Origin of the sequence: Microbacterium algeriense, assembly GCF_008868005.1 — a bacterium.
In the GTDB taxonomy this organism is placed as follows: Bacteria; Actinomycetota; Actinomycetes; order Actinomycetales; family Microbacteriaceae; genus Microbacterium; species Microbacterium algeriense.
In genome coordinates, this window is sequence record NZ_WAAO01000003.1 from 476,568 (window position 1) to 502,105 (window position 25,538).

Here is a 25,538-nt window from a genome sequence, read left to right on the forward strand (position 1 = left end):
CTCAGAGGGAAGTAGGGATACGACCATGGTAGGTCTGCGACAACCAGCAGCGAACTGCCCTGTCCCTTTCCTCCAATGCGCGGCAGGCACAGGGCCGCGCCCTGTTGTCGTCAGACCACAGTCGACCGGTCCCGCCCTCAGCCTTCCGCGAGCGCCGGCGTCGGCGGGGCGGCCTTGGCCTCCTGCCACCGCCGCTTCGTCCCGGCGCTCAGCCGCGCCCAGGTGCGATCGCGGATGAAGATCGAGTCGATCGCGATCATGGTGAGCGAGAACCAGGGCAATCCCATGAGCACCGCGATGCCGATGTGGAAGGACAGGATGCCCAGCAGGCCGATCAGTCGCGTCGGCCGTGTCAGCAGCATCAGCGGGAACGCGACCTGCAGGATGATCGACCCCCAGCTCGCGATCGTGACCATCGGTCCCCACGTCGTGACGAGGTCGCTCAGCACCGGCCAGGTTCCGAACCGCGCGGTCTGCAGCGGGTTGTAGACCGCGTACCCCTCCTCCCATGGCGACCCGCCCGCCTTGTACAGGGCGCCGGAGGCGTAGACGAAGCACACCTGCGCCGTGAGGGCGACCAGAGCGAGGTTGTGGAACATCGTCCCCAGCAGTGCGGGCTGACTGTCCGGCGGGAACCACTCACCCGCACGGGCGCGTCGACGGGCGTCCAACGACCAGCGCGCGGCGGGGTCGGCGAAGAACAGCAGCAGCAGCGCGATCCGGAACATGTTGTCGCCCTGGTCGCCCACCATGTCGTTCGCCTCGATGAACCCGACCCAGAGGCAGAAGAAGATCGGCAGCACGATGCGGAAGCGCCAGCCCAGCACGAACAGCACCGCCAGCACCCCGAGGAGCAGGTAGAGCGCCGTGTACAGCACGTCGTTGCCCATCGTCGCGTGGAAGGCGCTGAACACCCAGATCTTCGGGAAGTCGCTCACCGGCTCCGCGAGCTCGCCGTTCCAGGCCGATCCCGAACCGAACGTGTACAGGCGGGTGCTGAAGTTCGCTGCCAGCAGGCCGATCGCCGTGACGCCGAAGAGGATGCGCGTGACGGCGAGGCCGTACAGAGCCTTCTTCCCGTTGAACAGCCAGTCGCCGACGAACGCCGAGATGCGGTCGACGGCCGAGAGCACCATCGCCCAGAGGCCGCCGATCATCGACGACGCGAACGTCAGCAGCCGGGTGAGGAACGACCGCGGGGGCGGGCTGTCGGTGCGAGCGGGCTCGGGAGCGGGAGCAGGCGGAGGGGAGACCGGGGCCGGGGCCGTGGTCGTCGTGCTCGACCGCGCCGTGTCCTTCTTCTTCGGCTCCGACTTCCGGGGCGCCGTCCTGACCGGCGCGCTCACGGCTGGATCCTCTCGAACTGGCTGCGGAACGTGTCCGCGAAGTTCTCGCGACTCTGGCCTTCCTCTTCTATGGGCAGCCGCCACCCCGTGGTCGAGAACGTCGGATCCGGACGCTGCGCACCAGGGTCGTTGCGTTCCTCATACGGGACCACGTTCTGTCGGCTCACGCGGTACTGCACCTTGACGACGGCATCCGCTCCCCAGATCGCGTAGGCCACCTGGGTGGCGTAGGCCGTGGAGAGGTGCTCCTCGGCCATGTACGCCTCCGTCGAGGGATTGTCCCCCTCGAGCTCGTCGAAGGAGCGCACCATCCACTCCTCCCAGCCGTCCTCGGCGAAGTCGAGGCCGACGACGGCCTGCTGATCGGCGCTCAGCTTGTTGTACGCGTTCATCTGCCCGCTCGCCACCTCGCTGGATTGGATCCCCGCGCGGGGCGGGAACAGGTTGTAGCGGATCATCGACAGCTCGACGTCGGTGGCGCTGACCCAGCCGGTCTCGACCTCCGCGCCGTCCTTCTCGATCACGGCGCGCACGTTGAAGTGGTAGTCGCCGTTGATCGGCTCCGGTGCGAAGACGCTCCACGATTGGCCGAACATCGGCAGCATGTATCCGGCGAGAACCTCCTGCGTCGGAATCTCCCGTAACGCCGAGTACGGGGCGATCCAGAGGAAGGACGCGGCGATGTGCCACAGCGTCAGCAGGCAGGCGGCGAAGGCGATGAGCTTGACCCACCAGGTCGGGCGCGGCCGCACCACGGCGGCTGCGCCCGAACCGGGCAGGTCGGTTTCCGGTGAGGACTCGGGTTTCGTGTTCATTCACTTCCCTCTCACCGCTGAGGGCCGAGGCCGCCGTGGGGAAACGGCCTCGGCCACCCAACGTTCGTGCGACGTGATGTCTACTCCGTCTGGACCAGCGGCCGCCGCGACCTCGCGAGCCGCAGCGCCCCCAGCCCGAGCATCAGGAGCAGGACGGCCAGGGCGACCGCACCACCCTGGGCCTGGCCACCGGTCGTGGCGAGTCCGGACGCGACGACCTGGAATGTCGCGGACACACTGCCCGACGTCGCTCCGGTGAGCGTCACCGTGTGGGCGCCCAGGTCGCTGGAGGACGGGATCGTCCAGGTGAAGGTGACGGTGCCCTGCGCGTCGGCGACCTGGGTCCCCAGTGGGACCGGAGCGGACGTCATCAGCCCCGTCACCGTCTCCCCCGGCTGGAAGCCCGTGCCGATCGCGGTCTGCTGTGCCCCGCGCTCCAGCACCGGCGACCGCAGAGTGATCGCGATGGCCCCGTTCGGGTCGGCTGCCGCGTCCGCCGAGGCGGATGCCGTGGCCGAGGCCGAGGCATCGGCGGCGGCCGTGGCGGATGCCGTGGCCGAGGAGGAGGCGTTCGCCGCCGCTGCCGCTGCGGCGTTCGGGTCCGCGTCGGCCGAAGCCGAGGCGTCCGCCGCGCTCGTGGAGGTCGCGTCGTTCTGCGCCGCCGCCTGCGCCGCTGCCGCCGCGGAGGCGTCGGCCGCCGTCGTGGCCGTGCTCGACGCATCCGTGGAGGCATCGGTGGTCGCCGCAGCCTGAGCCGCCGCACTGGCCGTCACGTCCGCGGCAGCGGAGGCCTGGCTGGTCGCATCGGCGAGGGCCGCAGCCACCGCCGCCGCCTCAGCCGAGGCGTTGCTGTCGTCATCCGCCTGTGCCGACGCCGCCGCCGATGCGGAGGCGTTCGTGTTGATCTCGGCTGAGGCATCCGCCGCGGCGACCGCATCCGCGGAGGCATCGGTCGACGCACTCGCGATGGCTGCGGCACTCGCATTCGCCGCGGCGCTCGTGCTGGCGTCGGATGTCGCCGAGGCTTCGGCAGCGGTGTTCGTCGTCGCGTCGGCCAGAGCCGCCGCCTGGGCGGCGATCGCCGCGCCCGCGTTCGCTTCGGATGCCGCATCCGCCGATGCCGCCGTGGAGGCCGTCGCCGTCGCCGCCGCCTGGGCCGCGGCTTCCGCCGACGGATCTGCCGCTGCCGACCCCTCCGCGGTCGCATCGGCGAAGGCCGCAGCCTGGGCCGAGGCTTCGGCGACGGCCGCCGTCGAGGCATCGGCGTCGGCCGACGCAGAGGCCGAGGCCGCGGCATTGGTGTTGGCCGATGCCTCCGCAGAGGCATCCGTCGAGGAATCCGTGGTCGCGGCCGCTTCGGACGATGCCGCCGAGTTCGCTTCGGCAGCAGCCGAGGCCGCCGCGTTCACGTCGTCGGACGCGTCCGCCTGCGCCGCCGCCTGCGCCGCGACCGCCGCCGAGGCGTTCGCGGTCGACGTCACATCGGTCGAGGCGGTCGTGGAGGCGTCGGTCGTCGCCGCGGCCTGCGCCGCCGCGGTGGCATCCGCGGTCGCTGCCGCCGAGGCGGCCGACGTCGCGTCGGCGAGCGCGGCTGCTTCCGCGGCGGCCTGCGCCGAGGGATCACCGTCCGCCGTCGCATCGGCCGACGCGGATGCCGAAGCCGCCGCGTTCGTGTTGACGCCAGCCGGATCAGCCGCGGTGACCTCGGTCGTGTCGGTCGCGGTTGCGGCGCCCGCCGTCGCGGTCAAGGTGTGGCCGGCAGCAGGGGCCGTGTCGGCCGGCACCGGGTAGTTCGCCGTGAAGGCGCCGAACGCGTCGGTCGTGGCGGTCACCGGACCGCCGACGTTCCCGCCGCCCGGAGCGGTCAGCTGCAGCGACACCGAGGAGTTCGCCGGCCAGCCAGAGCCGGTGACGGCGAGGTTGGTGCCCGCGGGGACCTGAGCTGCGGCGTCGACGACGACCGGTGCCGCGGTGACCTCGGTCGTGTCCGTCGCGGTCTGCGTACCCGCGGTGGCCGCGATCGTGTAGCCGGTTCCGGCGGGCGTGCCGGCGGGGACGGGGTAGTCGATCGAGAAGACGCCGAGCCCGTTGGTCGTCGCCGTCTGCGGGGTGCCGATGAGGCCACCACCCGGAGCCGTGAGCTGCACGGTCACCACGGTGTTCGCGGGCCAGTTCGCGCCGGAGACGGGAAGGTCGGTGCCTGCTTCGACCGTCGCCGCCGCGTCGACGGTCGCCGTGGCAGGCGCCGCGGTGACCTCCGTCGTGTCGGTCGCTGTCTGCGTGTCGACCGACGCCGTCACGGTGTAGCCCGTCCCGGCGGGCGTTCCGGCCGGGACCGGATACGACCCGGTGAACACGCCCGAGGCGTTGGTCGTCATGAGCACCGGTGCGCCGATGTCCCCGCCGCCGGGTGCCGTCAGCTGCACCGACACCGGGGTGGCGGCCGGCCAGCCGGCGCCGGAGACGGCGAGGTCCGTTCCCGCCTGCACCGTGGGAGCCGCATCCACGGTCGCGGCCGCGATGACCTCCGTCGTGTCGGTGGCCGTGGTCGTGCCCGCCGTCGCGGTGACGGTGTATCCGGCACCCGGCGTCGCGGATGACGGGACGGGGTAGGCGAGCGTGAAGCCACCGGCAGCGTCCGTCGTCGCGGTGACCGGCGCGCCGACGTTCCCGCCGCCCGGAGCGGTCAGCTGCACCGACACCTGGGTCGTCGCCGGCCATCCGGAACCGTTGACGGCGAGGCTCGTCCCGGCCTGCACCGTCGCCGCCGCATCGATCGCGGCGACGGCCGCGGCTGCGGCCTTCACCGTGGAGGAGCCGAGGTCGAGGGCGACCCCGCCGCCGACGGCGGGGAGCAGGTCGATCGCGAGCGCACGCACCGTGAAGCTGTCGCCGGGGATGTCCCCCGTCGCCGGCTGCTCGTTGATCGTGATGGTCGCCACCCCGGAGAGCACACCCTGGAGCACCGGGTCGAGCGTCGTGAGCACCGGGCCGGTCAGGGCGGCGAGCGCCGGCTGGACGAGCGGGATCACGCTCGTGAGCGCCGTGTCGACGAGAGGACCGGTGGTCGTCGCGACGGCCGTGGTGACGGCGCTGACCACGGGGTTCAACAGCACCCCGAGGTTGAGCCCGGCGAGGGTGATGTCGGTCGTGACGGCCGGGACGGGAGTCGCGGTGCCCGCGAACTGCGCGAGCGATCCGATGACCGTCACATCGCCGGAGACGAGCGGCGTCCCGGTGAGCGGCACCGTGAGATCCACCCCGACCGCGAGCGTGACCTGCAGCGCGTCCAGCGTCGTCGCGAGGATCGAGGAGACCTTGCCGTTGAGGCTGTTGGGATGCGTGCCCGTGAGCGCCGAGGTGATCCCCTGCTGGATGGCGGCGATCGTCGTCGCCGAGAGCACCGGGGTGTTCGCGGGCAGGGAGTTGAGGTCCGCTCCCGCCCCCGTCTCGACGAGGATCCGCGCCAGGTCGACGGAGATCGTTCCCGTGCTGAGGTTGACGATCACCGATCCTGTCGTGTTCTCGAGCGGCTGCAGCAGCACCTCGCTCGCGACGGTCTGTCCGACCGTGTCGAGGCCGGCGATCGAGACGGTTCCGCCGGTCGCCTCGAAGGCCGCGACGAGCGGCACATCCGGGATCGCGTTGATCGTGTCCACGAGCGTCGTCGTCAGTGCGGTCAGGGCACCGCCGGGTCCGGCGAGGTCGCTGACAGGCGTGACGGTGCCCTGGATCGCCGCGGCGAGCGTGGTCGACAGGCCGGCGACGAGGTTGCTGTGCAGGTCGAGGTTCAGGTCCGCGATGCGGTACTCCGAGGTGGCGGTCCCGGCGTTGGACTCGGCGCGGGACGCGAGTGCGCCGATGCCGACCGAGGCCTGGTCGAGGACGGCGTCGGTGAGCCCCGCGACAGCCAGCTGATCGAACAGGTCGGTGAGCTCGAGCGTCGCGGGATCGGTGCTGCCGTCGATGGCGCCGGTGTCGATCGCGCCGCCCGAGGTGATCGTCCCCGAGGATGCGGTCGACGTCGTCTGAGTGGGCGAGGCGCTGAAGCTCTGGGTGGCGCCCAGGTCGCCCAGTTGCAGCAGACCGGGTGAGGTGCCGTCGGTCAGCAGCGGGATGTTCAGCGTGCCGACGTCGATGCTCAGCGCCTCGAGCAGAGCCAGGTTGAGACCGCCGAGCTCCGAACCCGGCGCCGCGGGATTGCTGGTCCGCGTGTGGCCCAGCGCCGCGATGTCGAGCCCGCCGAGCAGCGGAGCCGGCAGTTGGATGATCTGCCCCTGCGCGACCGACGGATCGTTCGGATTCGCCGCATCCAGCGCGTTCGCCGCCGTCGGCATCAATGCACTGGCGAGGACCACGGCGCCGACGGTCATGCCGGCGATGGTCCCGCCCATGGCTCTGCGTCTTTGCAGAGTCCTGCTGTCCAGCTGTTCCATTCGCTACTCCCGAGTGATGCGATCTTCCGCGTCACAAGGCCCCCCCACGGGTCGACAGGTGTCGGCCGAGCGATGTTGGAGACAGTATTACGGTGCTCCACGGGATATGTCCAGCACTTGTCCAGAAATCCATCCACGAGGGGCTCCCCACGAGACATTCCGCCATCGTCTGACCGGGCGGCGACGACAGAACCGCCCCGCAGACCGGAGTCGGCGAGGCGGTTCGAGGGGTCCGACGGCTACAGCGCGAGCCCGTGGCCGAATCGGAACAGCGGGTCGGCGGTGTCGAACGGCACGTCGGGGCGCGACGCCTCGACGGCGGCCATCGAGCGCGGGAGGTCGAAGGGCAGCGCGCCCCGTGCCGGCGAGGCACCGCTCAGGACGTCGAGCAGCGCCGGGGCCGATGCACCCCAGTTCACGGTCAGCGCTGCCGCGACCCCCGCGATCGGGGTGAGGATCGGCGGACGGTCGGCGAGCACGTCGACCACCGTGGGAACGGCGGCCGCGACCTCACGGACGTGCGCGATCACCGCCTCCGAGAACTCCAGGGAACCCGCGTGGAAGAAGTTCTCGAACATCGTCGCGCGCTCCTCGAACGGAGCCTGCAACCGCAGGATCGCGAGGTCGGCCTCTGCCGGCGTGTCCACGACCTGCCCGAAGGCGGCCGCGACATCGGCGTCGATCCCCTCGACGTAGAGCTTCCGCCCGGGCGGGAAGGGCAGCACGTCGTCGTTGGCGAGCACGGTGATCGAGGCGCGCTGCGCCTCCTCCCCTGCGGCACGGAAGTCCGCACGGCCCACGATCTCGTCGGCCGCATCCTCATCCACGAAGGGATCGTCGAACAGGCCCAGCTCGAACTTCTCGCGCAGGATGCGTCGAGCCGAGATGTCGAGTCGCTCTTCGGGGACCTCGCCGTCGGCGATGAGCTCGAGCAGCAGCTCCGGGTTCGCCTCTCCGCCGAACTGGTCGACGCCGGCATCCAGCACCTTCTTCATCCGCTCTCGGGGCGTCAGGTCCTCGACGCCCCAGGCGCGGGCGGGGAAGGGCTGGCCGAAGATCTCGGAATCGCTGATCAGGCCCCAGTCGGTGCAGACCAGACCGTCGAATCCGTAGCGCTCGCGCAGCAGCCCGGTGATCACGGACTTGTTGAAGCCGAAGCCCACCTCCTCGTACTCCGTGCCGACGGGCATCCCGTAGTACGGCATCATCTGCCGGGTACCCGCGGCGAGCGCATCCTCGAACGGCTTCAGGTGAAGCTCGAACTCGCCGCCAGGATAGACCTGCTCGCGACCGTAGGGGAAGTGCGGATCCTCGCCGTCCTTCTGCGGACCACCCCCGGGGAAGTGCTTGGTCATGGTCGACACCGAACCGGGCCCGAAGGACTCCCCCTGGAACCCCCGGATGTACGCCGCGCCGAGACGCCCGGCGAGCTCGGCGTCCTCCCCGAAGGTCGCGGTCTGCCGTGCCCACCGCGGCTCCGTCGCGAGGTCGACCTGCGGGTGCAGGGCGACCCGCAACCCGACGGCCGTGTACTCCTGGCGGGCGATGTCGGCGAAGCGCTCGACGAGCTCCTCATCGCGGGTCGCGGCGAGACCGAGGGTCTCCGGCCACTGCGAGAACGGACCGGCGAGGATCGACGCGCCGGGGTTCTCGCTGAACGAGTGCCGCGGGTCGGTCGAGAGCGTCACCGGGATGCCGAGCCGCGTGGAGGCGGCGAGGCGCTGCAGCGCGTTGTGCCACGCGGCGATCTCCCGACCGCTGGGCGCGCCGCCGAGCAGGTTGAAGTGCGTCATCCGCTTGGATTCGAGGAACTCCCGCGCCGACGGCGTCGCGAACACCGGGTTGGGTTCCTCCAGATCGCCGATCGCGATCATGGTGTGGAAGAAGAGTCCGGCCTTCTCCTCGATCGTCATGGCGTCGAGCAGCAGCTGCACCCGCTCGTCGACCGAGAGGTCGGTGTCGAGCCACGGGCGGGCGATGGTGGTCTCGGTCATGGTCACTTGACTCCCTTGATGCGGTAGACGAGCACGGCGCCCGCCAGCGCGACGAGCGCACCGAACAGGTACCACGTGGTGTAGCCGCCGAGCGGCGTTGCCGCCCCGATCGCGATGATGCCCGGGGCGATGGCCGGGGCGATCGACTGCGGCAGGGCGTTGGCGATGTTCAGCACGCCGAGGTCCTTCGCCACGTCGTCGGGGTTCGGCAGCACCTCTGTCGCGAGGGCGAGGTCGACCGAGAGGAACGATCCGGCGCCGAGACCGATGATCGCCTGCGCGATGATGACGGTCGTGACGTCGGGGGCGATGGCGAGGATGACCAGACCGACCACCATGATGACTCCGGCGACGGCGACGAACGGACGGCGCTTGCCGATCCTGTCGGAGAGGAAGCCGCCGAGCGGGGAGGAGATCGCCATCGCCGCCATCGAGGCGAGGTTGGCGGCGAGGATGATGCCGACGGCCCCTTGCTCGTCGAGGCCGAACTTGGTGACCAGGTACAGCGGGAGGAAGGTGGCGATGCCGGCGTAGCCGAACATCACGAAGAACTTGGTGAGCCAGGTCCAGCCGAAGTCGGGGTGCTTGCGCGGGTTGAACACGAACGAGCCGAAGAACATCCCGATCGTGAACTTCTCGGCGGGCTTCTCGGTGAGGCGGCGGTCCTTGAGGGTCAGGACGAAGACGACGACCAGGATCAGCGCGATGACGCCGGGCACGACGAAGCGCTCGAAGTCACCGGGAAGGAAGTTCACCAGGAAGCTGCCGGCGAGGATGCCGATCGGGGTCGTGATGCCGATGATGCCGGACACCTTGCCGCGGCTGGAGACGGGAACCTGGTCGGGCAGGGTGGCGTTCGCTGCGGCGAGCACGGCGTTCATGGCCGTCTGCACGAGGCACCACGAGAGCAGCACCATCCAGACGGACGTCGCCGCGCCGATGAGGACGAAACCGCCGAGCCCGACGATTGCGCCGCCCAGGATCCAGGGACGACGCATGCCCCAGCGCGATGTGGTGCGGTCGGACAGTCGCCCGACGAGCGGGTTCGCGACGAGGGCGAAGATCGCGCCGACGCCCATCACCAGGCCGAGGCTCCCCTCGGTGTTCACGGGATCGATGTGCTGGACCTTGAAGGCCATGGACACCATCACCGGGGTGAGCAGGGCGAGGTACACGCCGAAATTGACGGCGGCGAGACCCGGCGTGTACCCGCGCGGGGTCTTCGACGGCGTGGTCCCCGGGGCCTTGAAGCCCGTGGTTCCGACCGCGGCCGCGGCAGCGGCGGATGACAGCTCTGTCATGACAGTCCTTTCGATTCACCGCACATCTTCGGGCGATGCGGTTCTGGGATGACCATACACGAATCTCGACCGCTTGGTAACTGAAATTAGACCGCTTGGTAATGAGCGAGGATAGGATGCGGGAGGAGGATGCGATGACGACGACGGCACCGGCCGGCTCGCGGCAGGCTCGCGCCGCCGCCACCCGGCAGCGCATCCTCTCCGCCGCGCACGAGCTGTTCGTCACCCGCGGCTATCGCTCGACCTCGCTCCGGGACATCGCGGCCGCCGCGTCGGTCAGCCACCCCGGACTGCTGGGCCACTTCGCCTCGAAGGACGACCTGCTCGCCGAGGTCGTCGCGGAGCTCGAGGCCGAGAACGAGACGGTGTTCAGCGCGATCGCGGCCGCCTCGGAGCCGGGAGAGCTGGTGTTCGCCGCCCTCGCCGCGCGCAACGCCCGCACCGAGGGGTACCTCGAGCTGTTCGCCGCCCTCACCGGTGAGGCGTCGGCGCCCGGGCACCCCGCGCACGACCGGATGCGCGAACGCTACTGCCGCCTGCGGGCGCTGAGCGTCGACGTCCTGCAGGATGCACAGGATCACGGGGTGATCGCGGCCGATCGCGACGTCCGTGGCGAGACGGTGCGGCACACGGCCGGATGGGACGGCCTGCAGCTGATCTCGCAGTATCTCCCCGACCGGGTGGACGTCGTCGAGATGCTCGAGGACCGGGAGAACCTGTGGGCGTCACCGCTCGCCTGGCGAGACCCCGACGATGACCCGACGCCCGAGCTCGACGCACCCGCCGGCCCGCTCCCGGAGCTGCCCGTCGCCGCCGTCCCCGAATCCGACCCCGGCTACGCGGTGGGCCGCCGACGCCGCACGCAGATCGTCGCGGATGCGATGCGCCTGTTCTCCCGCGACGGATACGGCGACACGAGTCTTCGGGACATCGCGACCGCCGTCGGCGTATCGAAGTCGACCCTGCTGCACCACTACTCCTCCAAGGAGCTGCTGCTCAGTGCCGTCCTCGCCGAGAGGGACAGCGCGATCAACGACAACCAGTCCGTCGCCGGCGCCGCCTCCGCCGCGGAGCTGCTGCGCGGGATCCCCGGCGGTGCCGCGCACAGCGCGCGGGAGGAGCCAGGGCTGATCGAGGTGTACGCCGTCCTGTCGTGCGAGGCGGTTCCGACCACGCACCCCGCCCACGCCTACTTCCGGACGCGGTTCGCGAACACGATCGACTACTTCACCACCCTGTTCGAGCTCGCCCAGCGCGACGGCGACCTGCCGGCGCACCGCGACCCCGCGCACGAAGCCGTCTGGCTGATCGCGATGTGGGACGGTCTGCAGTACCAGTGGCTGTACGACCGGGGCGCGGTCGACGTCGCCGCGCACCTGCAGGCGCACTTCGACGACGTGCTCCCGCCGCGCTGAGCACGCGCGACGGTCAGGCGGCGGCGATCACCGCGAGGACGCCCTCGCCGTAGGCCTCGCGCTTCTTCGCACCGATGCCGGTGATGCCGTCGAGGTCGGCGAGAGAGCTCGGTCGATGTTCCGCGAGCGCGCGGAGCGTGGCGTCGCCGAACACGATGTACGCCGGGACCCCCTGCTCCCGGGCGGTCTCGGCACGCCAGGCGCGCAGCGCCTCGAACAGCCCGCGGTCCCCGGCGTCCAGAGCATCCGCAGCACTCGCCTTGCGCGCCCGCGAAGAGGAGGCGGGCCGGCCGATCGTGTCCTTGCGCAGAGGTACAGCCGTCTCGCCACGCAGCACCCCGGCCGCCAGCTCGCCGGGAGCCAGCGTGCCGTAGTCGCCCTGCGCGACGAGGATCCCTCTGGCGAGGAGCTGCCGGACGACGCTGCGCCAGTCCTGATCCGAGAGGTCGTTGCCGATGCCGTAGGTCGCCAGCTTGTCGTGACCCTGCTGCCTGATGCGCTCGGCCGAGGCCCCGCGGAGGATGTCGATCAGGTGCCCGGCGCCGAACGCCTGGTTGCGCTCGCGCTTGAGCCGCACGATCGTCGAGAGCAGCTTCTGGGCGGGCACGAGCCCGTCGAAGGTCTCGGTGTCGTCGAGGCACGTGTCGCAGTTGCCGCAGGGCGCGGACTCCTGCCCGAAGTAGCCCAGCAGGTTCTGTCGGCGGCACTCGACCGTCTCGCACAGCGCGAGCATCGCGTCGAGGTGCTGCCCCATCCGCATCTTGAACGTGCGGTCGCCAGGGCTCTGGTCGATGAGCCGGCGCTGCTGCACCACATCGCCGAGCCCGTACGCCATCCACGCCACCGAGGGTTCGCCGTCACGACCGGCACGGCCGGTCTCCTGGTAGTACCCCTCGACGGACTTCGGCAGGTCGATGTGAGCGACGAAGCGGACATCGGGCTTGTCGATGCCCATGCCGAACGCGATGGTCGCGACCATGACCACACCGTCCTCGCGCAGGAACCGGGACTGGTTGGTCGCGCGCACCTCCGCCGGGAGACCCGCGTGATACGGCAGGGCGTCGAGCCCCTGGGCGGCGAGATACGTGGCCGTCTGCTCGACGGACTTGCGGCTCAGCGCGTACACGATGCCGGCAGCGCCCTCCGGCTGGGAGCGGATGAACTGCACGAGCTGCTTGCGCGGATCGACCTTGGGCACGATGCGGTACTGGATGTTCGGGCGGTCGAAGCTCGCGACGAAGTGCTTCGCCGTGTCGAGCCGCAGCCGCTCGGTGAGCTCCTTGTGCGTGGCCCGCGTCGCCGTCGCGGTGAGCGCCATGCGCGGAACACCCGGGAACCGCTCCCCCAGATCTCCCAGCGCGAGGTAGTCGGGCCGGAAGTCGTGGCCCCACTGCGACACGCAATGCGCCTCGTCGATCGCGATCACGCTGAGCGTTCCACGCTGCAGCAGCGCCGTGGTCTGCGGGCTGGAGAGCCGCTCGGGGGCGACGTAGATGAGGTCGAGCTCGCCGGCGACATAGGCCCGCTCGACCTCCCGCCGCTCGTCGATCGCCTGGGTCGAGTTGAGGTACGCGGCATTGACGCCGTTGGCCCGGAGCGCGTCGACCTGATCGTGCATGAGCGCGATGAGCGGGCTGATGACGAGCCCCGTGCCCTCGCGCACGAGCGCAGGCACCTGATACGTGATGCTCTTGCCGCCGCCGGTCGGCATCAGCACGACGGCGTCTCCGCCGGAGATGACCTGCTCGACGATGTCGGCCTGATCGCCGCGGAAGTCGTCATAGCCGAAGACGGTGTGCAGCGCCTCGCGTGCGGTCGGATAGCGGCTCGGCGTCGCGCGGCGCTCGACGGGCGGGCGCGCGGTGGCGGGCGAGTCGACGGCGGTGACGGGGCCCTGCCCCCAGTCGAGCGGGGGCTCGAAGCCGGCCCCCTGCGGCTCCCAGTCCATGGGCTCCGGCGGGTATGAGGACTCCCAGCCGTCGTCGTACCCTTCGACAGGCTCAGGGACCCATCCGACAGGCTCAGGGACCCATCCGTCAGGCTCAGGGACCCATCCTTCGTACGGGTCACGGGGAGTCTGCGGCATGCCTCCAGCGTAACGACCCCCGCCGACGCGGGCGGCGTGTCATCCACAGCGTCCGGTGCCGGGACCGCCCCCCGCCCGCGCGCGCGGGCGTAGGTTGGGAGGCACACGCAGAAGGAGCAGCCGATGACCGACATCACCGTGACCCGCAACGACGAAGACTCGCGCTTCGAGATCCGCTCCGACGACGTGCTCGCCGGCTTCGCGGCGTTCGACCTGCGTCCCGGATCCATCCGCTTCCTCCACACCGAGATCGACCCGGCGTTCCAGGGCCAGGGCCTGGCGGGCAAGCTCGCGTCCGAGGCCTTGGCGGATGCCGTCGGGCGCGGTGAGGCGATCGTCCCCCTGTGCCCGTACATTGCGAAGTACCTCGAGACGCACGACGTCCCCGGCGCCGAGATCCGCTGGCCGAAGTCGCCGTCCGGTCACGGCGGCTCGGTCGCCGAGGATCCGACGGGCCGGGCGGAATGATCGGGCAGCACCGCCTCATCCTCGAGCCGCGTGAGGTGCCGCTCGGCGGTGTGCGCGGCATGAACGTGCTGCGGGCGCTGCCGCACCGCAACCTGCCGACGATCGGCGCCTGGTGCTTCCTCGACCGCTTCGGACCGGCCGATACCCGGATGCGCGTGGAACCGCATCCGCACATCGGTCTGCAGACCGTGACCTGGCCGCTCGTGGGAGAGATCCGGCACCGCGACTCGCTCGGCAGCGACGCCGACCTCCGACGCGGCCAGCTGAACCTGATGACGGCGGGCAACGGCATCTCGCATTCGGAGTACTCGATCGGCGAGGACCCGATCCCGCTGGACGCCCTGCAGTTCTGGGTGGTGCTCCCCGACGCGGCCAGACACGGTGCGGCCGGCTTCGAGAGGCACACGGAGCTTCCGGGGCTGACCGTTCCCGCCGCAGAGGGAGCGGATGCCGAGGTCACGGTGGTCCTGGGCGACTTCGCCGGCGTGCTGTCGCCCGCCACCGTGCACACCCCGATCGTCGGCGCCGAGGTCGTGCTCGCCCCGGGTTCCCGCGTGCGGCTGCCGCTGCGGCCGGACTGGGAGCACGCACTGATGCTCGTCGAGGGAGACGCGGTGGTGGCGGAGCATCCCCTGGACCGCAACGGACTGCTGTACCTCGGCGACTCGCGCGAGGAGGTCGAGGTGTCCAGCAGAGAGGGCGCCCTGCTGTTCCTGCTCGGCGGCGAGCCCTTCGAGGACGACATCGTGATGTGGTGGAACTTCGCCGGACGCACGCATGACGAGATCGCCGCCGCGCGCGAGGAGTGGGAGGCCGCATCCGACCGCTTCGGGGTGGTCCCCGGTCACGACGTGCGCATCCCGGCTCCTCCGCTCCCGCCCGTCCGCCTCATGCCCCGTTCCCGCAAGCTCTGACCCCTCCCTCCCCATCCCGCCTGCCTCCATACGCTCCCGGGACCGGCGGTCGGGGTCCGGGTCAGCCGCGCTCGGGGGTGTGCACTCGCGCGAGGAAGCGCTCGGTCCGGGGGGACGGGCCCCGCGGATCGACGAGTGACACGACCACCGTGATGCCGGTGGCGAGCGGTATCGTCCACGCGGCAGGCTGCGCGAGATAGGGCGCGGCCACTCCCACTCCCCCGACCGCCGCGTGCACGAGCAGCGCGAGCCCGGTCGCGACACCGCCGGAGACCATCCCGGCCACCGCTCCCCGCGCCGTCAGACCCCGCCACCACACGCCCAGCAGCACCACGGGCGACAGCGTCGATGCGGCGAACACGAACACCACGCCGACACTCGAGCCGAGGCCCGCCGGGGCCGTGAGCAGCGCCACGGCGAGAGGGACGAGCGCGCACAGCACGGCCGACACCCGGAAGGAGCGCACCGACCCGGAGAACACGTCCTGGCTGATGACGCCGGCGAGGGAGACCACGAGTCCGGCCGAGGTCGCCAGGAAGGCCGCGAACGCGCCCGCCACGATGAGCGCGGTCAGCAGCTCGCCGAGCACCCCCGGGAAGACGCGCGATGGCAGCAGCAGGACCACCGTGTCGGCCACGCCGGGCGCCGCGAGGTCGGGGGCCGCGATGCGCGCCAGGAGCCCCATGGTGCTCGACACGGCATAGAACGCACTGACCATGCCGATGACGATGACGGTGGTCCGTCGCGCCGACACCCCGGTCGGGCTCGTGTAGAAGCGCACCAGCACGTGCGGCAGACCCATCGTCCCCAGGAGCAGGGCGAGCAGGAGCGACGCCGTCTCGTAGGCGTCGAACCCCGACGGTCCGGCCTCGACCGGGAACACCAGCTCGGGATCGAAATCGTGGGGCCCGCCGCTGAGCGCGAACGCGATGAACACCACGGGCACGAGCAGAGCCGTGAGCTTGAGCCAGTACTGGAACGCCTGCACGTACGTGATGGCGCGCATGCCACCGGCGGCGACCGCAGCCGCGACGAGGACCGCCACGGTCACGGCCCCGACCCACTCCGGCAGACCGGCCACGACGAGCAGGGTGATCCCTGCGCCGTGCAGCTGCGGCACGATGTACAGCCAGCCGATGACGAGCACCGCGATGCTGGTCACCCTCCGAGCCGTGACCGACTCCAGCCGGGCCTCCATGAAATCGGGGATCGTGTAGGCCCCGCTGCGACGCAGCGGGGCGGCGACGAAGGCGAGCACGAGGAGGTATCCGGCGGCGTACCCGATCGGGAACCAGAAGCCGCGGGCGCCGTCCAGCAGCACGAGCCCGGACAGCCCGAGGAAGGTTCCGGCCGAGAGGTACTCTCCGCTGATCGCCGAGGCGTTCCACACCGGGCGCACCGTGCGGGAGGCGACGAAGAAGTCTCCGGTCGTCCGGGAGATGCGCAGACCGTAGACGCCGATGAGCAGTGTCGCGACGATGACGAGGGCGACCCCGATGAGGTCGAGGACCGCGTTCATTCGCGGTCCCGGAGCGCGCGGTAGCGACGCTCGTTGCGGGCGGCTGTGCGGACGTACAGCACCCCGAAGACGAGGATGATCGGGTAGAACGCATAGGCCTGGAGCAACCACGACAGCGGCAGTCCCCACACCAGCACCTCGCCGATCTGCGGGATGAGGGCGATCGCGAGAGTCAGGGCGATCACCACGACCACGAATCCGGCGACGGTGCCGAGCGCAAGCCGGAGTTGGCTGCGCATCAGGGCCCTGGCATAGACGGCGTCTGCCTCATCCACCGGTGCGCCCGGGAGCGCGATGCCGCGGGTGAAGGGGGCCGACCGCCGATCGGGGAGGTCGGCGGTCACGCGCACGCGCTTCGGCTTCTCCGTCATCCCGCACTCTCCCCGCGCAGGAGCGCCTCTCGCACCGCCGGTACGAGCCGCCGACTGACCGGCAGCGACACGGTGTCGATCGTGACCGCGGGCTCCGCACCGGAGAGCCGGGCAGCAGTCACGGCCGCCGTGCGCACCAGCGACGACCGATGGATGCGCAGGAACCCGACCTCGGCCCACCGCGCCTCCAGCTCGGAGATCGGGATGCGCACCAGGTGCCCTGCGCCCTCGCCCGTGTGCAACCGCGAGTAGTCCCCCTGCGCCTGCACCCAGCGGACGTCGCTCCGGCGCACGAAGCGCACCACCGAGCCGACCGTCACCGGCAGCATCTCGTCATCACCGGGGGTCGCGGCGTCGGCGAGCTCGATCGCCCTGTCGACCGCCTGACGCAGACGCTGCACGCGCACGGGCTTGAGCAGATAATCCGCCGCGCGGAGCTCGAACGCCTCCACGGCCTTGGCGTCGTCCGCGGTGACGAACACCACGGCGGGCGGCTCCGCCAGAGTGAGCAGCGCTCGGGCGAGCTCGGTGCCGGTGAGTCGCGGCATGTGGATGTCGAGGAAGGCGATCCGCACGGCGCGCTCGGACAGCAGCCGCAGCGCCTCCGCGCCGGAGGACGCGGTGAGGATCTCGCCGATGCGCGCATCCGTACGCAGCAGGTGCACGAGCTCGTCCAGCGCCGGCTGCTCGTCGTCCGCCACGAGCACGTCGATCACGCGATCACCTCGCCCGTCGTCATGCGAGTCCCTCCGCGCCAGGGTCATGCTGCGGCTGCGACTTCGGCACCCGCAGGCGGACCAGCGTGCCCGCGTCGGTGTTCGTCTCGACCACGAGGCCGCCGTCGCCGCCGTAGAGCTGGCGCAGCCGCGTGTCGACGTTGCGGAGCCCGACGTGCAGGCCGTCGTCTCCGGCGGTGAGGGTGACCCGCAGCCCCTCGGGATCCATGCCCACGCCGTCGTCCTCGACGGTGATCTCGGTGTGCGTGCCGTCGTCTCTCGAGGCGATGCGGATCTCGCCTCCCCCTTCGCCCGGCTCGAGGCCGTGACGGACGGCGTTCTCCACGAGCGGCTGGACCGACAGGAACGGGATCACCGTCGCGAGGGTCTCCGGAGCGATCTGCAGCGTCACCCGCAGCCGGTCGCCGAATCGCGCCCGCTCGAGTTCGAGGTAGGAGTGGATGCTGCCCAGCTCCTCGGCGAGCGTCGTGAACTCGCCCTGCCTGCGGAAGGAGTATCGCGTGAAGTCCGCGAACTCGAGGACGAGCTCCCTCGCGCGGGCGGGGTCGGTGAGCACGAACGAGGCGATCGCCGTGAGGGCGTTGTAGATGAAGTGCGGCGAGATCTGTGCGCGCAGCGACCGCAGCTCCGCCTCGGCCAGCTGGGTGCGCGACGCGTCGAGCCCACCGAGCTCGACCTGAGCGGCGCACCAGTCCGCCACCTCCTCGGCCGCGCGGACGAGCGCCGCCCGCACGGGGGCGGCGAAGGCGACGACCACACCCGCCACGGTTCCGTCGACGAGGATCGGAGCCCCGACCGCCTCCAGGTCGTCGTCTCGTCCCGACGCGGGGAACACCTGTCGGCGACGGGAGGCCCTGACCTGCGACGCGATGCGGACCGCGGCCGACTCCAGCCCGTCGGAGGGGCCGTCGAACGACACCGTGTCATCCGCCGCCACGATCGCCACGGCGGCGCTTCCCAACAGCACCCGCAGGTGCCGGGCGGCCTTGACGACATCGGGCGAGGAGAGCCCCGCGCGCAGATGCGGGGCGGCGAGACTGGCCTGGTGGAGCGCCGTGAGTGCGGCGCGTTCGGCCTCGCTGCCCAGGTCGGCGGCACCACGCGCGAGTCGACGAGCCAGCAGCAGAAGCACGGAGAGGACGACACCGCCGAGCACGCCGAGGATCGCAGCGAGAACGACGTCGGTCATGACCTCAGCCTAGGCATCGCGTCCCGCCGCTTCGACAGGCTCAGCGACCCACCACCCGCGACCCGCCGCTTCGACAGGCTCAGCGACCCACCACCGCGACCCGCCGCTTCGACAGACTCAGCGACCCACCTTGGGTCCCTGAGCCTGTCGAAGGGCCCTGAGCTCGTCGAAGGGTCAGCAGCAGCGGGCACCGGGGTTGCGGTCCTGGTCGTCCATCCGCTCGCGCCAGAACCGCCGCTCCGTCATCGGCTCTTCGTCGGGGTGATGACGCCGATGATGGGCGACGTACGTGGAGTACGCGGTGTCGCCCATCAGGGTCGTCATGTACCAGCGGATGCCGCGGCCGACCCGGCCGAGAGCGCTCAGCAGCGCCCGCAGCGGGGTGGCGGCGGCATCCGTCCGATCCATCGTGTGGGTCATCTCAGTGCCGCGACGCCGCGCGTTCGTCGGCAAGGATGGGCTCCCACTGCTTCTCCAGCTCCCGCTCCTCGGCGCTGGGCAGGAAGCCTGCTGGTGCGAAGCGGCGCGAGGGCACGGGCGGTTCCTCGGTGTTCTCGCCGCCGCCGTCGCGGATCGCCCGGATCGTGACGATCACCGCCGCGACCATGACGATGATCGCGAGGGTCACGAAGATGATCGACAGCGTCCCCTGCACCGCGGTGTTGCGGATGACGGCCTGGAGCACCTCGGGCTCGCCGAGCGCGGTGTCGCCCGTGTTGAGGGCCTCGAGGTAGCGGAAGTGATTCGCCCAGTATCCGATCGCCGGCACCGGCGAGAAGATCTTGTAGAGCGATGCGGTGACCGTCACCACGGCGGTGAACGCGAGCGGCAGCGCGATGATCCACAGCCACTTGACGTAGCTGCGGCCGCGCTTGGCGACGATCGCGAGCACCACGGCGAGCGCGATCGCGGCGAGCAGCTGGTTCGCGATGCCGAACAGCGGGAAGAACGTGTTGATGCCGCCGAGCGGGTCGGTGACGCCGAGGATGAGGATCGCTCCCCAGCCTGCCACCATGATCGCGGTGCAGATCCACACCCCTGGACGCCAGGAGACGTCGCGGAACTTGGGGAACCAGGCGCCGATCGAGTCCTGCAGCATGAAGCGGGCGACACGGGTACCGGCATCCACGGCCGTGAGGATGAACAGCGCCTCGAACATGATGGCGAAGTGGTACCAGAACGCCATGAGCGCCTGACCGCCGAGAGCCTGCTGCATGATGTGCGCGAGGCCGAGAGCCAGGGTGGGGGCGCCACCGGTGCGGGAGACGACCGATTCCTCGCCGACCATGGTCGCCGTGCTCGTGAGCATCTCCGGGGTCAGGTTCACCCCGGTCAGGCCCAGCGAGTTCACGAAGGCCACTGCTCCTTCGACCGTGCCCCCGGTGGCGGCGGATGGCGCGTTCATGGCGAAGTAGATGCCCTGGTCGATCGAGATCGCGGCGACGAGCGCCATGATCGCGACGAAGGACTCCATGAGCATGCCGCCGTAGCCGATGAAGCGCGTCTGGCGTTCCTTCTCGATGAGCTTCGGCGTGGTCCCGGAGGCGATCAGGGCATGGAAGCCCGACAGCGCCCCGCAGGCGATCGTCACGAACAGGAACGGGAAGAGCGGACCGGCGAACACCGGCCCCATGCCGTTCTCGCCGAAGATGCTGACGGCGGGGACGGAGATCTCCGGGCGGACCAGGACGATGGCGCCGGCGAGCATCACGATGACGCCGATCTTCATGAACGTCGAGAGGTAGTCGCGCGGAGCGAGCAGCAGCCAGACCGGGAGCACCGCGGCGACGAAGCCGTAGATGATGATGCCCCAGGCGATCGTCGTGCGGTCGAGGTGGAAGATCGCCTGGCCCCACTCGGTGCCGGCGACCCAGCCGCCGCCGATGATCGCGGCCATGAGCAGCACGAAGCCGATGATCGAGACCTCGGTCACCTTGCCAGGACGCAGGTAGCGCAGGTACACGCCCATGAAGAGCGCGATCGGGATGGTCATCGCGACCGAGAACACACCCCACGGGCTCTCGCCGAGGGCGTTGACGACGACGAGCGCGAGGATCGCGACGATGATCAGCATGATGAGCAGCGAGGCGATGATCGCCGCGGTGCCGCCGATCTTGCCGAGCTCCTGGCGGGCCATCTGGCCGATGGTGCGGCCACCGCGGCGCATCGAGAAGAAGAGGACCGTGTAGTCCTGCACGGCACCGGCGAGCACGACACCGACGATGATCCAGATCGTGCCGGGGAGGTAGCCCATCTGCGCCGCGAGCACCGGCCCGACGAGGGGTCCGGCACCGGCGATGGCCGCGAAGTGGTGGCCGTAGAGCACCCGCCGGTCGGTGGGGACGTAGTCCTTGCCATCCTGCTTGACCTCGGCCGGAGTGGCCCGGCGGTCATCGGGTCGGGTGATGTACTTCTCGATCACCTTCGAGTAGAACCGGTACCCGATCAGGTAGGTGCAGACGGCGGCGAACACGAACCAGATCGCGTTCACGGTCTCGCCGCGGACGATGGCGAGCATGGTCCACGCGACGGCACCCAACAGGGCGATGGCGGCCCACAGGATGATCTTGGGCAGGGTCCAGCGGTTCGACTTCTCGTGGTGCTCTTCGCTGAGGGCGACGGGCGGGAGGGTCGGGTCGGTGACGATGATCGGGTCGTCGTCGACCAGTCCGGCGCCGTCGCGGCGGCGCGACGAAGGTGCGGTCATGGGGATCTCCTCGGGATACGCGACATTGCGTTCCCCCACGCTAGGAAGATCCCGCTCTCGACATGACCGCTCGCCGCGGTTGCTGCGACGAGCGGCGCGGATGGCGCGATGAACGGATGCCGGGGATGTCCGTTCGCCCCGCCGCATCAGGCCTTCCCGCCACATCAGGCGGCTGCCTCACGAATCGGCCTGTTTCCGCGAGATCGCCTGTTTCCGAGCACCACGCAGACGACGCCCCGCGGAAGGGAGGCCGCGGGGCGTCGTGTGTGTGGAGGATCTACTCCGGCTTCGCCGTCTCCGGCGCACTCGTCGGAGGCGCATCCGTCGGTGATGCCTCGGGTGCCGGGGTCTGCGGAGCCGGAGTCTCCGGTGCCGGGGTCTCCGGCGCCTCGGTCTCCGGTGCCGGCGTCTTCGGCGCCTCGGTCTCCGGCGCCACGGGGGCGGCGGGGGTGTCGACCGTGAGGACGGTGCGGACGTCGGAGTCGCCGTACTGCACGAGCCCGAGGTAACGGGCGCCGGCGGTCAGCCCGGTCCAGCTGAGCTCGTACGAGGTCTGCTGTCCGCGCACAGCGGCGATCGGGTTCGGCGTGGCGGTGAGGTCACCCTCGCCGTCGGGAAGCACGTTGGCGTAGGTCATGTCCCACGTCGTCGGACCCGTCGTCGAGTAGATGTTCGCCACCACGAGGTACGTCCCCGGGGTCGGGGCCGGGATGGTGACCTGCTCGTCCGCCGAGCCGGTCGCCGAACGCCAGCGCTGGTAGTACTGCAGGTCGTCCGGGCTCACCACCCGGTACACGGTGAGGTCGAGGTCGCTGCCCTTGTCGTCGGACGAGTCGAGATCGAACCGGGAGAGCGTCGTCCCCTCCGGCACGTCCACGATCCAGGCCACGTCCTTGTTCGCGTCGCCCGAGTTCTCGTCGCCGGAGTGCCCCTCGACCGGGTTGTCCGGATCGGTGAGCAGCTGGAACGGCGTCAGGCCCGAGAGTCCGAGCGCGAGGTCGCCGGTGAGGCCGGGAGTGATGTCGACCTCGGTGCTGCCGTCGACGCCGCTGCCGCTGACCTCCGCCGGAGCGTCGGCCGTGACCGGGAACAGCGCGATCGGCGAACGGACCGAGTTCTTCGCACTCGTCCAGGTGAGCGTGCCGGTGGCCCACTGCTCCACCGGGGCGCTGGCGTTGTCGAACGTGACCGTGAAGGTCTTCGTCTGACCGGCGCGGTCGAACTTCAGCTGCTGCGGCGTGACTTTGACGTTCACGCCGGGGACCGAGGCCTTCGCCGTGAACGTCCCCTTCTCGGTCGAGGTGACCGTGCGGGTGACGGTCTGCGCGCTGGTCAGGGAGCCGATCGAGATCGACGCCTGGTTCAGATCGCTGCCGTCGATCGGGTCGATGCCGGGGAAGTCCGACAGCCCCTTCCCGTCCAGGAACGCGGCCCAGTCCTTCACGCCGTTGAGGTACAGCAGACCGGGGTTCAGGTACCGCTTCGGGTCGACCTGCCCCGCACCCTGCTCGAACGGATCCGTGTTCTTCGAGCCGTCCGCGAGCACGGTGTCATAGGCGGTCGTCATCAGCGCCGACTTGATCTCGGCCGGCGTCGCCTTCGGGTGCTCCCCGAGGTACAGCGCGCCCAGACCCGCCACATGGGGCGAGGCCATCGACGTGCCGGACAGGATGCCGAAGGTCGGCTCCTCACCCGGAGCGTTCTCGGTCGCCGCGAGGATCGCGACGCCGGGAGCCGCGACATCCGGCTTCATCACATCGCTGCCGTCGGCCAGCATCGGTCCGCGGCTCGAGAACCCGGCGATCTGCGGCGTCGGGGTGGTCACACCCGTGGTGTTCTCGCCGACGAGGGTGATGGGGCGATCGACACCGCCCTGGACGTATGCGAGCACGGCCGCGCGGTGCACGGCGTTCAGGTGCACGGTGGGCACGGCGTGGAAGTCGTTGTCGAGCGAGTCGGCACCGCCGGGAACGTTCACGAGGACCATGCCGATACCGCCGGCATCCTTCACGACCTGCGACTTCTCGGCGCGGGCGTTGCCACCGCGATCGCAGACCACGATGTGTCCGGCGACCTTGGCAGGATCGAGGGTGCCAGGCAGGCAGAGCTGCGCATCCGTGACGGCTGCCCCCGCGCCTGCGGCGTCCCCGGCGTAGATCGACGGGCCGGTGACGCTCTCGCCGAACGGCACGCTCACCGAGGCGCCGGCCTGCTCGAACCCGTCGAACTGCACGGTGCCCTCCCAGGTCGGGATGGTCGATGCGGCGACCGTCGTGTACCAGGGCGAGGCGTGGTCTGCGGTGACCGGATCGGGACCGTCGTTGCCCGCGCTGGTCGCGACGAACACGCCGGCGGCCGCGGCGTTGAAGAACGCGATGTCCTCCGGTGCCAGGACGGTGCTCGCCGCCCCGCCGCCGATCGAGTAGTTGATGACGTCGACGCCGTCGGCGACCGCCTGGTCGATCGCGGAGACGAGGTCGCTCAGTGCGCAGATGTCGTCGTCGGTGACGGTGACGTCGGGGCCCACGTAGCAGGCCTTGTACGCGGCGATCTTGGCGCCGGGTGCGACGCCGGAGATCGTGCCGAAGTCGACGCCCTCGACCTCGGCCTTCACCTTGAAGTTGCCGGCGGCCGTGCTCGCGGTGTGCGAGCCGTGTCCGTCGCCGTCACGCGGAGACAGGTAGTCGTACTGGAAGTCGAAGCCCGCGGCCTCCGCTCCGGCGAAGAAGTACTGTCCGCCGATGAGCTTCGAGGAGTAGTCGCTGTGATCCCAGTCCTGGCCCTCGACCATCGCGGCCTGGAACTGACCGCCGTCCGACTTGTCGAAGTACACGTAGGTGCCGTCGGTGTAGGGCTGGTTTCCCTTGTGGCGGCTCTGCTGCTTCTTCTGCTTCTTGATCTTCTTGCCCTCGAACGAGGGGTGCTCCGGCGCGATGCCGGTGTCGATCACTCCCACGACGACGCCTTCGCCGGCCTTCTCCACGCCGCCTGTCTGCTGCCAGACGCCGCCCTTGCCCTTGCGGTCGTCTCCGAGTCCGAGGAAGTCGGTCGAGGTCTGCGCGTCGGGGTGGCGGATCTCATCGGGGTAGACGCCGAACACGTCCTTCGAGGCTCGGAGCGCATCCACCTGCTCCCCCGTGAGGTCGGCGCTGAACCCGTTGAGCACGACCTGGTACGTCGTGTCGGGAGTGACGCCGATGTCGCTGACGAGGTCGGTCTGCTCGTTCTCGAGGTGCTTGAGGTACCGCTGCGAGTCCTGCGACTGCGTCTCGAGCTGCTCGCCCTCGGCCGGCTTGGTGGCCTTGAGCCCCTTGACGTCTCCCTCGTAGCTGGCGAGAGGATCCGACTTCATCACGACGATGTAATGACCGGGGGTGCCCGCGACGGGGACAGGGTGCGTCACCTCCTCCGTCGCGTAGCCCGCAGTTGCCGTCGATGCGATGAACAGCGTGGCCAGGGTGGTGGCTGCCGCCATCCGGAGGGGTGTTCGACCCATGTGGTGCTCCCGATGATCACTGTGCAGCCCTCTTGCCGCACAGCGGCCAACATATGCCCGGCTCCGCCGATCGACGCGAGATCTGGCCGATCGGTCACCTCGGCCTCGCCGATTGGCCAGGGTTATGCACGGCCGGGCACCCGATTGGTCGACACTAAACTGGATCGGTGGCCCGTACCCCCGTCCTGTCGACCAGAGTGCTGCTCGTCTGCGCGGCCCTCGGCGTCGCCACGGGCATCCTCGGCGGCATCGCCGGATGGGTCACGCCGGTCCTGCTCGCGAGCCCTCTGCTGTTCCTCTACGGCCTGGTCCTCGGCTCTCACGTGCTGCCGGGCATCATCGCGCAGGAGGTGCTGCGTCTTCCGCTGGTCGCCCTGATCACGCACGTGTTCGCGGCCCTGATCGCGAGTGCCTTCAACCCCGCCTGGGCGCTGCGCTTCATCGGCACGGCTCTCCTGTTCGGACTGATCCAGGAGGGCGTCGCGGCACTCACCCGCTATCGCTCCTGGGGACCCTGGCGCTTCTTCGTCTCGGCCGCGATCATCGGCGTCATCGTCGCGGTCGTCGTGTTCTTCGCCGCGCACCTGTCCGTCATGCCGGTGTGGGCGCAGATCCTCTACCTCGCGATCTCGGTCCTCGGCCCGATCGCGTGGACCGCCGTCGGACTCGCCGTCGGCTCGGCCCTGCGGAAAGCCGGCGTCGCCCGCCGCTGAGCGCACGTGGCGGATCAGGTTAGGCTCAGCT

Annotated in this window: 17 protein-coding genes; 4 read left to right on the forward strand and 13 right to left on the reverse strand. The window is 70.4% G+C overall.

All coding sequences use genetic code 11. From position 1 onward, the window contains the following. Positions 1 to 137: 137 nt before the first annotated feature. The 5 genes from F6A08_RS16010 to F6A08_RS16030 all read right to left on the reverse strand — a co-directional run bounded on the left by F6A08_RS16010 (position 138) and on the right by F6A08_RS16030 (position 9,892). Complete coding sequence (locus F6A08_RS16010) at positions 138 to 1,346, reverse strand: HTTM domain-containing protein (RefSeq protein WP_151460001.1); 1,209 nt, start codon at positions 1,344 to 1,346, stop codon at positions 138 to 140. Next, positions 1,343 to 2,161, reverse strand: a complete 819-nt coding sequence (locus F6A08_RS16015; RefSeq protein WP_151460002.1) for a DUF5819 family protein — start codon at positions 2,159 to 2,161, stop codon at positions 1,343 to 1,345. The genes F6A08_RS16010 and F6A08_RS16015 overlap by 4 nt, the downstream gene beginning before the upstream one ends. 80 nt (positions 2,162 to 2,241) lie before the next feature. After that, the gene (locus F6A08_RS16020; protein WP_192576798.1) at positions 2,242 to 6,555 is read right to left on the reverse strand and encodes a choice-of-anchor G family protein; all 4,314 of its coding nucleotides are present in this window, start codon (positions 6,553 to 6,555) and stop codon (positions 2,242 to 2,244) included. A gap of 281 nt (positions 6,556 to 6,836) precedes the next feature. Continuing rightward, entirely contained in the window at positions 6,837 to 8,591 is a 1,755-nt protein-coding gene (locus tag F6A08_RS16025) for a glycoside hydrolase family 3 protein (protein WP_151460004.1), read from the reverse strand. A 2-nt stretch (positions 8,592 to 8,593) separates the two neighbouring features. After that, positions 8,594 to 9,892 carry an MFS transporter gene (locus tag F6A08_RS16030; protein ID WP_151460005.1) on the reverse strand — a complete coding sequence of 433 codons (1,299 nt, stop codon included), beginning with the start codon at positions 9,890 to 9,892 and terminating at the stop codon, positions 8,594 to 8,596. A 134-nt stretch (positions 9,893 to 10,026) separates the two neighbouring features. On the opposite strand from F6A08_RS16030, the gene F6A08_RS16035 reads away from it, so the two are divergent. Then, positions 10,027 to 11,307 carry a TetR/AcrR family transcriptional regulator gene (locus tag F6A08_RS16035; RefSeq protein ID WP_151460006.1) on the forward strand — a complete coding sequence of 427 codons (1,281 nt, stop codon included), beginning with the start codon at positions 10,027 to 10,029 and terminating at the stop codon, positions 11,305 to 11,307. 13 nt (positions 11,308 to 11,320) lie between these two features. On the opposite strand, the gene recQ is transcribed toward F6A08_RS16035, so the two are convergent. Continuing rightward, positions 11,321 to 13,393, reverse strand: coding sequence for a DNA helicase RecQ (gene recQ / locus F6A08_RS16040; protein WP_420846044.1), 2,073 nt, complete (start codon positions 13,391 to 13,393; stop codon positions 11,321 to 11,323). Between the two features lie 123 nt (positions 13,394 to 13,516). On the opposite strand from recQ, the gene F6A08_RS16045 reads away from it, so the two are divergent. Both F6A08_RS16045 and F6A08_RS16050 read left to right on the forward strand, forming a co-directional pair. Beyond that, positions 13,517 to 13,861 (forward strand): GNAT family N-acetyltransferase, encoded by a 345-nt coding sequence (locus tag F6A08_RS16045; protein WP_151460007.1) that lies wholly within the window; start codon positions 13,517 to 13,519, stop codon positions 13,859 to 13,861. After that, positions 13,858 to 14,775, forward strand: coding sequence for a pirin family protein (locus F6A08_RS16050; protein WP_151460008.1), 918 nt, complete (start codon positions 13,858 to 13,860; stop codon positions 14,773 to 14,775). The genes F6A08_RS16045 and F6A08_RS16050 overlap by 4 nt, the downstream gene beginning before the upstream one ends. 61 nt (positions 14,776 to 14,836) lie before the next feature. Here the strand turns inward: F6A08_RS16050 and F6A08_RS16055 are convergent, their stop codons facing one another. The 7 genes from F6A08_RS16055 to F6A08_RS16085 all read right to left on the reverse strand — a co-directional run bounded on the left by F6A08_RS16055 (position 14,837) and on the right by F6A08_RS16085 (position 24,794). After that, positions 14,837 to 16,294 carry a sodium/solute symporter gene (locus tag F6A08_RS16055; protein WP_151460009.1) on the reverse strand — a complete coding sequence of 486 codons (1,458 nt, stop codon included), beginning with the start codon at positions 16,292 to 16,294 and terminating at the stop codon, positions 14,837 to 14,839. Continuing rightward, entirely contained in the window at positions 16,291 to 16,665 is a 375-nt protein-coding gene (locus tag F6A08_RS16060; RefSeq protein WP_017204331.1) for a hypothetical protein, read from the reverse strand. Before F6A08_RS16060 ends, F6A08_RS16055 begins: the two co-directional genes overlap by 4 nt. Then, positions 16,662 to 17,429 carry a LytR/AlgR family response regulator transcription factor gene (locus tag F6A08_RS16065; protein ID WP_151460010.1) on the reverse strand — a complete coding sequence of 256 codons (768 nt, stop codon included), beginning with the start codon at positions 17,427 to 17,429 and terminating at the stop codon, positions 16,662 to 16,664. Before F6A08_RS16065 ends, F6A08_RS16060 begins: the two co-directional genes overlap by 4 nt. Further along, the gene (locus tag F6A08_RS16070) at positions 17,401 to 18,591 is read right to left on the reverse strand and encodes a sensor histidine kinase (RefSeq protein ID WP_151460011.1); all 1,191 of its coding nucleotides are present in this window, start codon (positions 18,589 to 18,591) and stop codon (positions 17,401 to 17,403) included. The genes F6A08_RS16065 and F6A08_RS16070 overlap by 29 nt, the downstream gene beginning before the upstream one ends. Before the next feature lie 174 nt (positions 18,592 to 18,765). Further along, the gene (locus F6A08_RS16075) at positions 18,766 to 19,011 is read right to left on the reverse strand and encodes a YbdD/YjiX family protein (RefSeq protein ID WP_017204328.1); all 246 of its coding nucleotides are present in this window, start codon (positions 19,009 to 19,011) and stop codon (positions 18,766 to 18,768) included. 1 nt (position 19,012) lies between these two features. Then, positions 19,013 to 21,298 (reverse strand): carbon starvation CstA family protein, encoded by a 2,286-nt coding sequence (locus F6A08_RS16080; RefSeq protein WP_017204327.1) that lies wholly within the window; start codon positions 21,296 to 21,298, stop codon positions 19,013 to 19,015. A 277-nt stretch (positions 21,299 to 21,575) separates the two neighbouring features. Next, a complete protein-coding gene (locus tag F6A08_RS16085; RefSeq protein WP_151460012.1) occupies positions 21,576 to 24,794 on the reverse strand; it encodes a S8 family serine peptidase in 3,219 nt (1,072 codons plus the stop codon). Between the two features lie 167 nt (positions 24,795 to 24,961). On the opposite strand from F6A08_RS16085, the gene F6A08_RS16090 reads away from it, so the two are divergent. After that, entirely contained in the window at positions 24,962 to 25,507 is a 546-nt protein-coding gene (locus F6A08_RS16090; protein WP_026049973.1) for an ECF transporter S component, read from the forward strand. Positions 25,508 to 25,538: the final 31 nt, after the last annotated feature.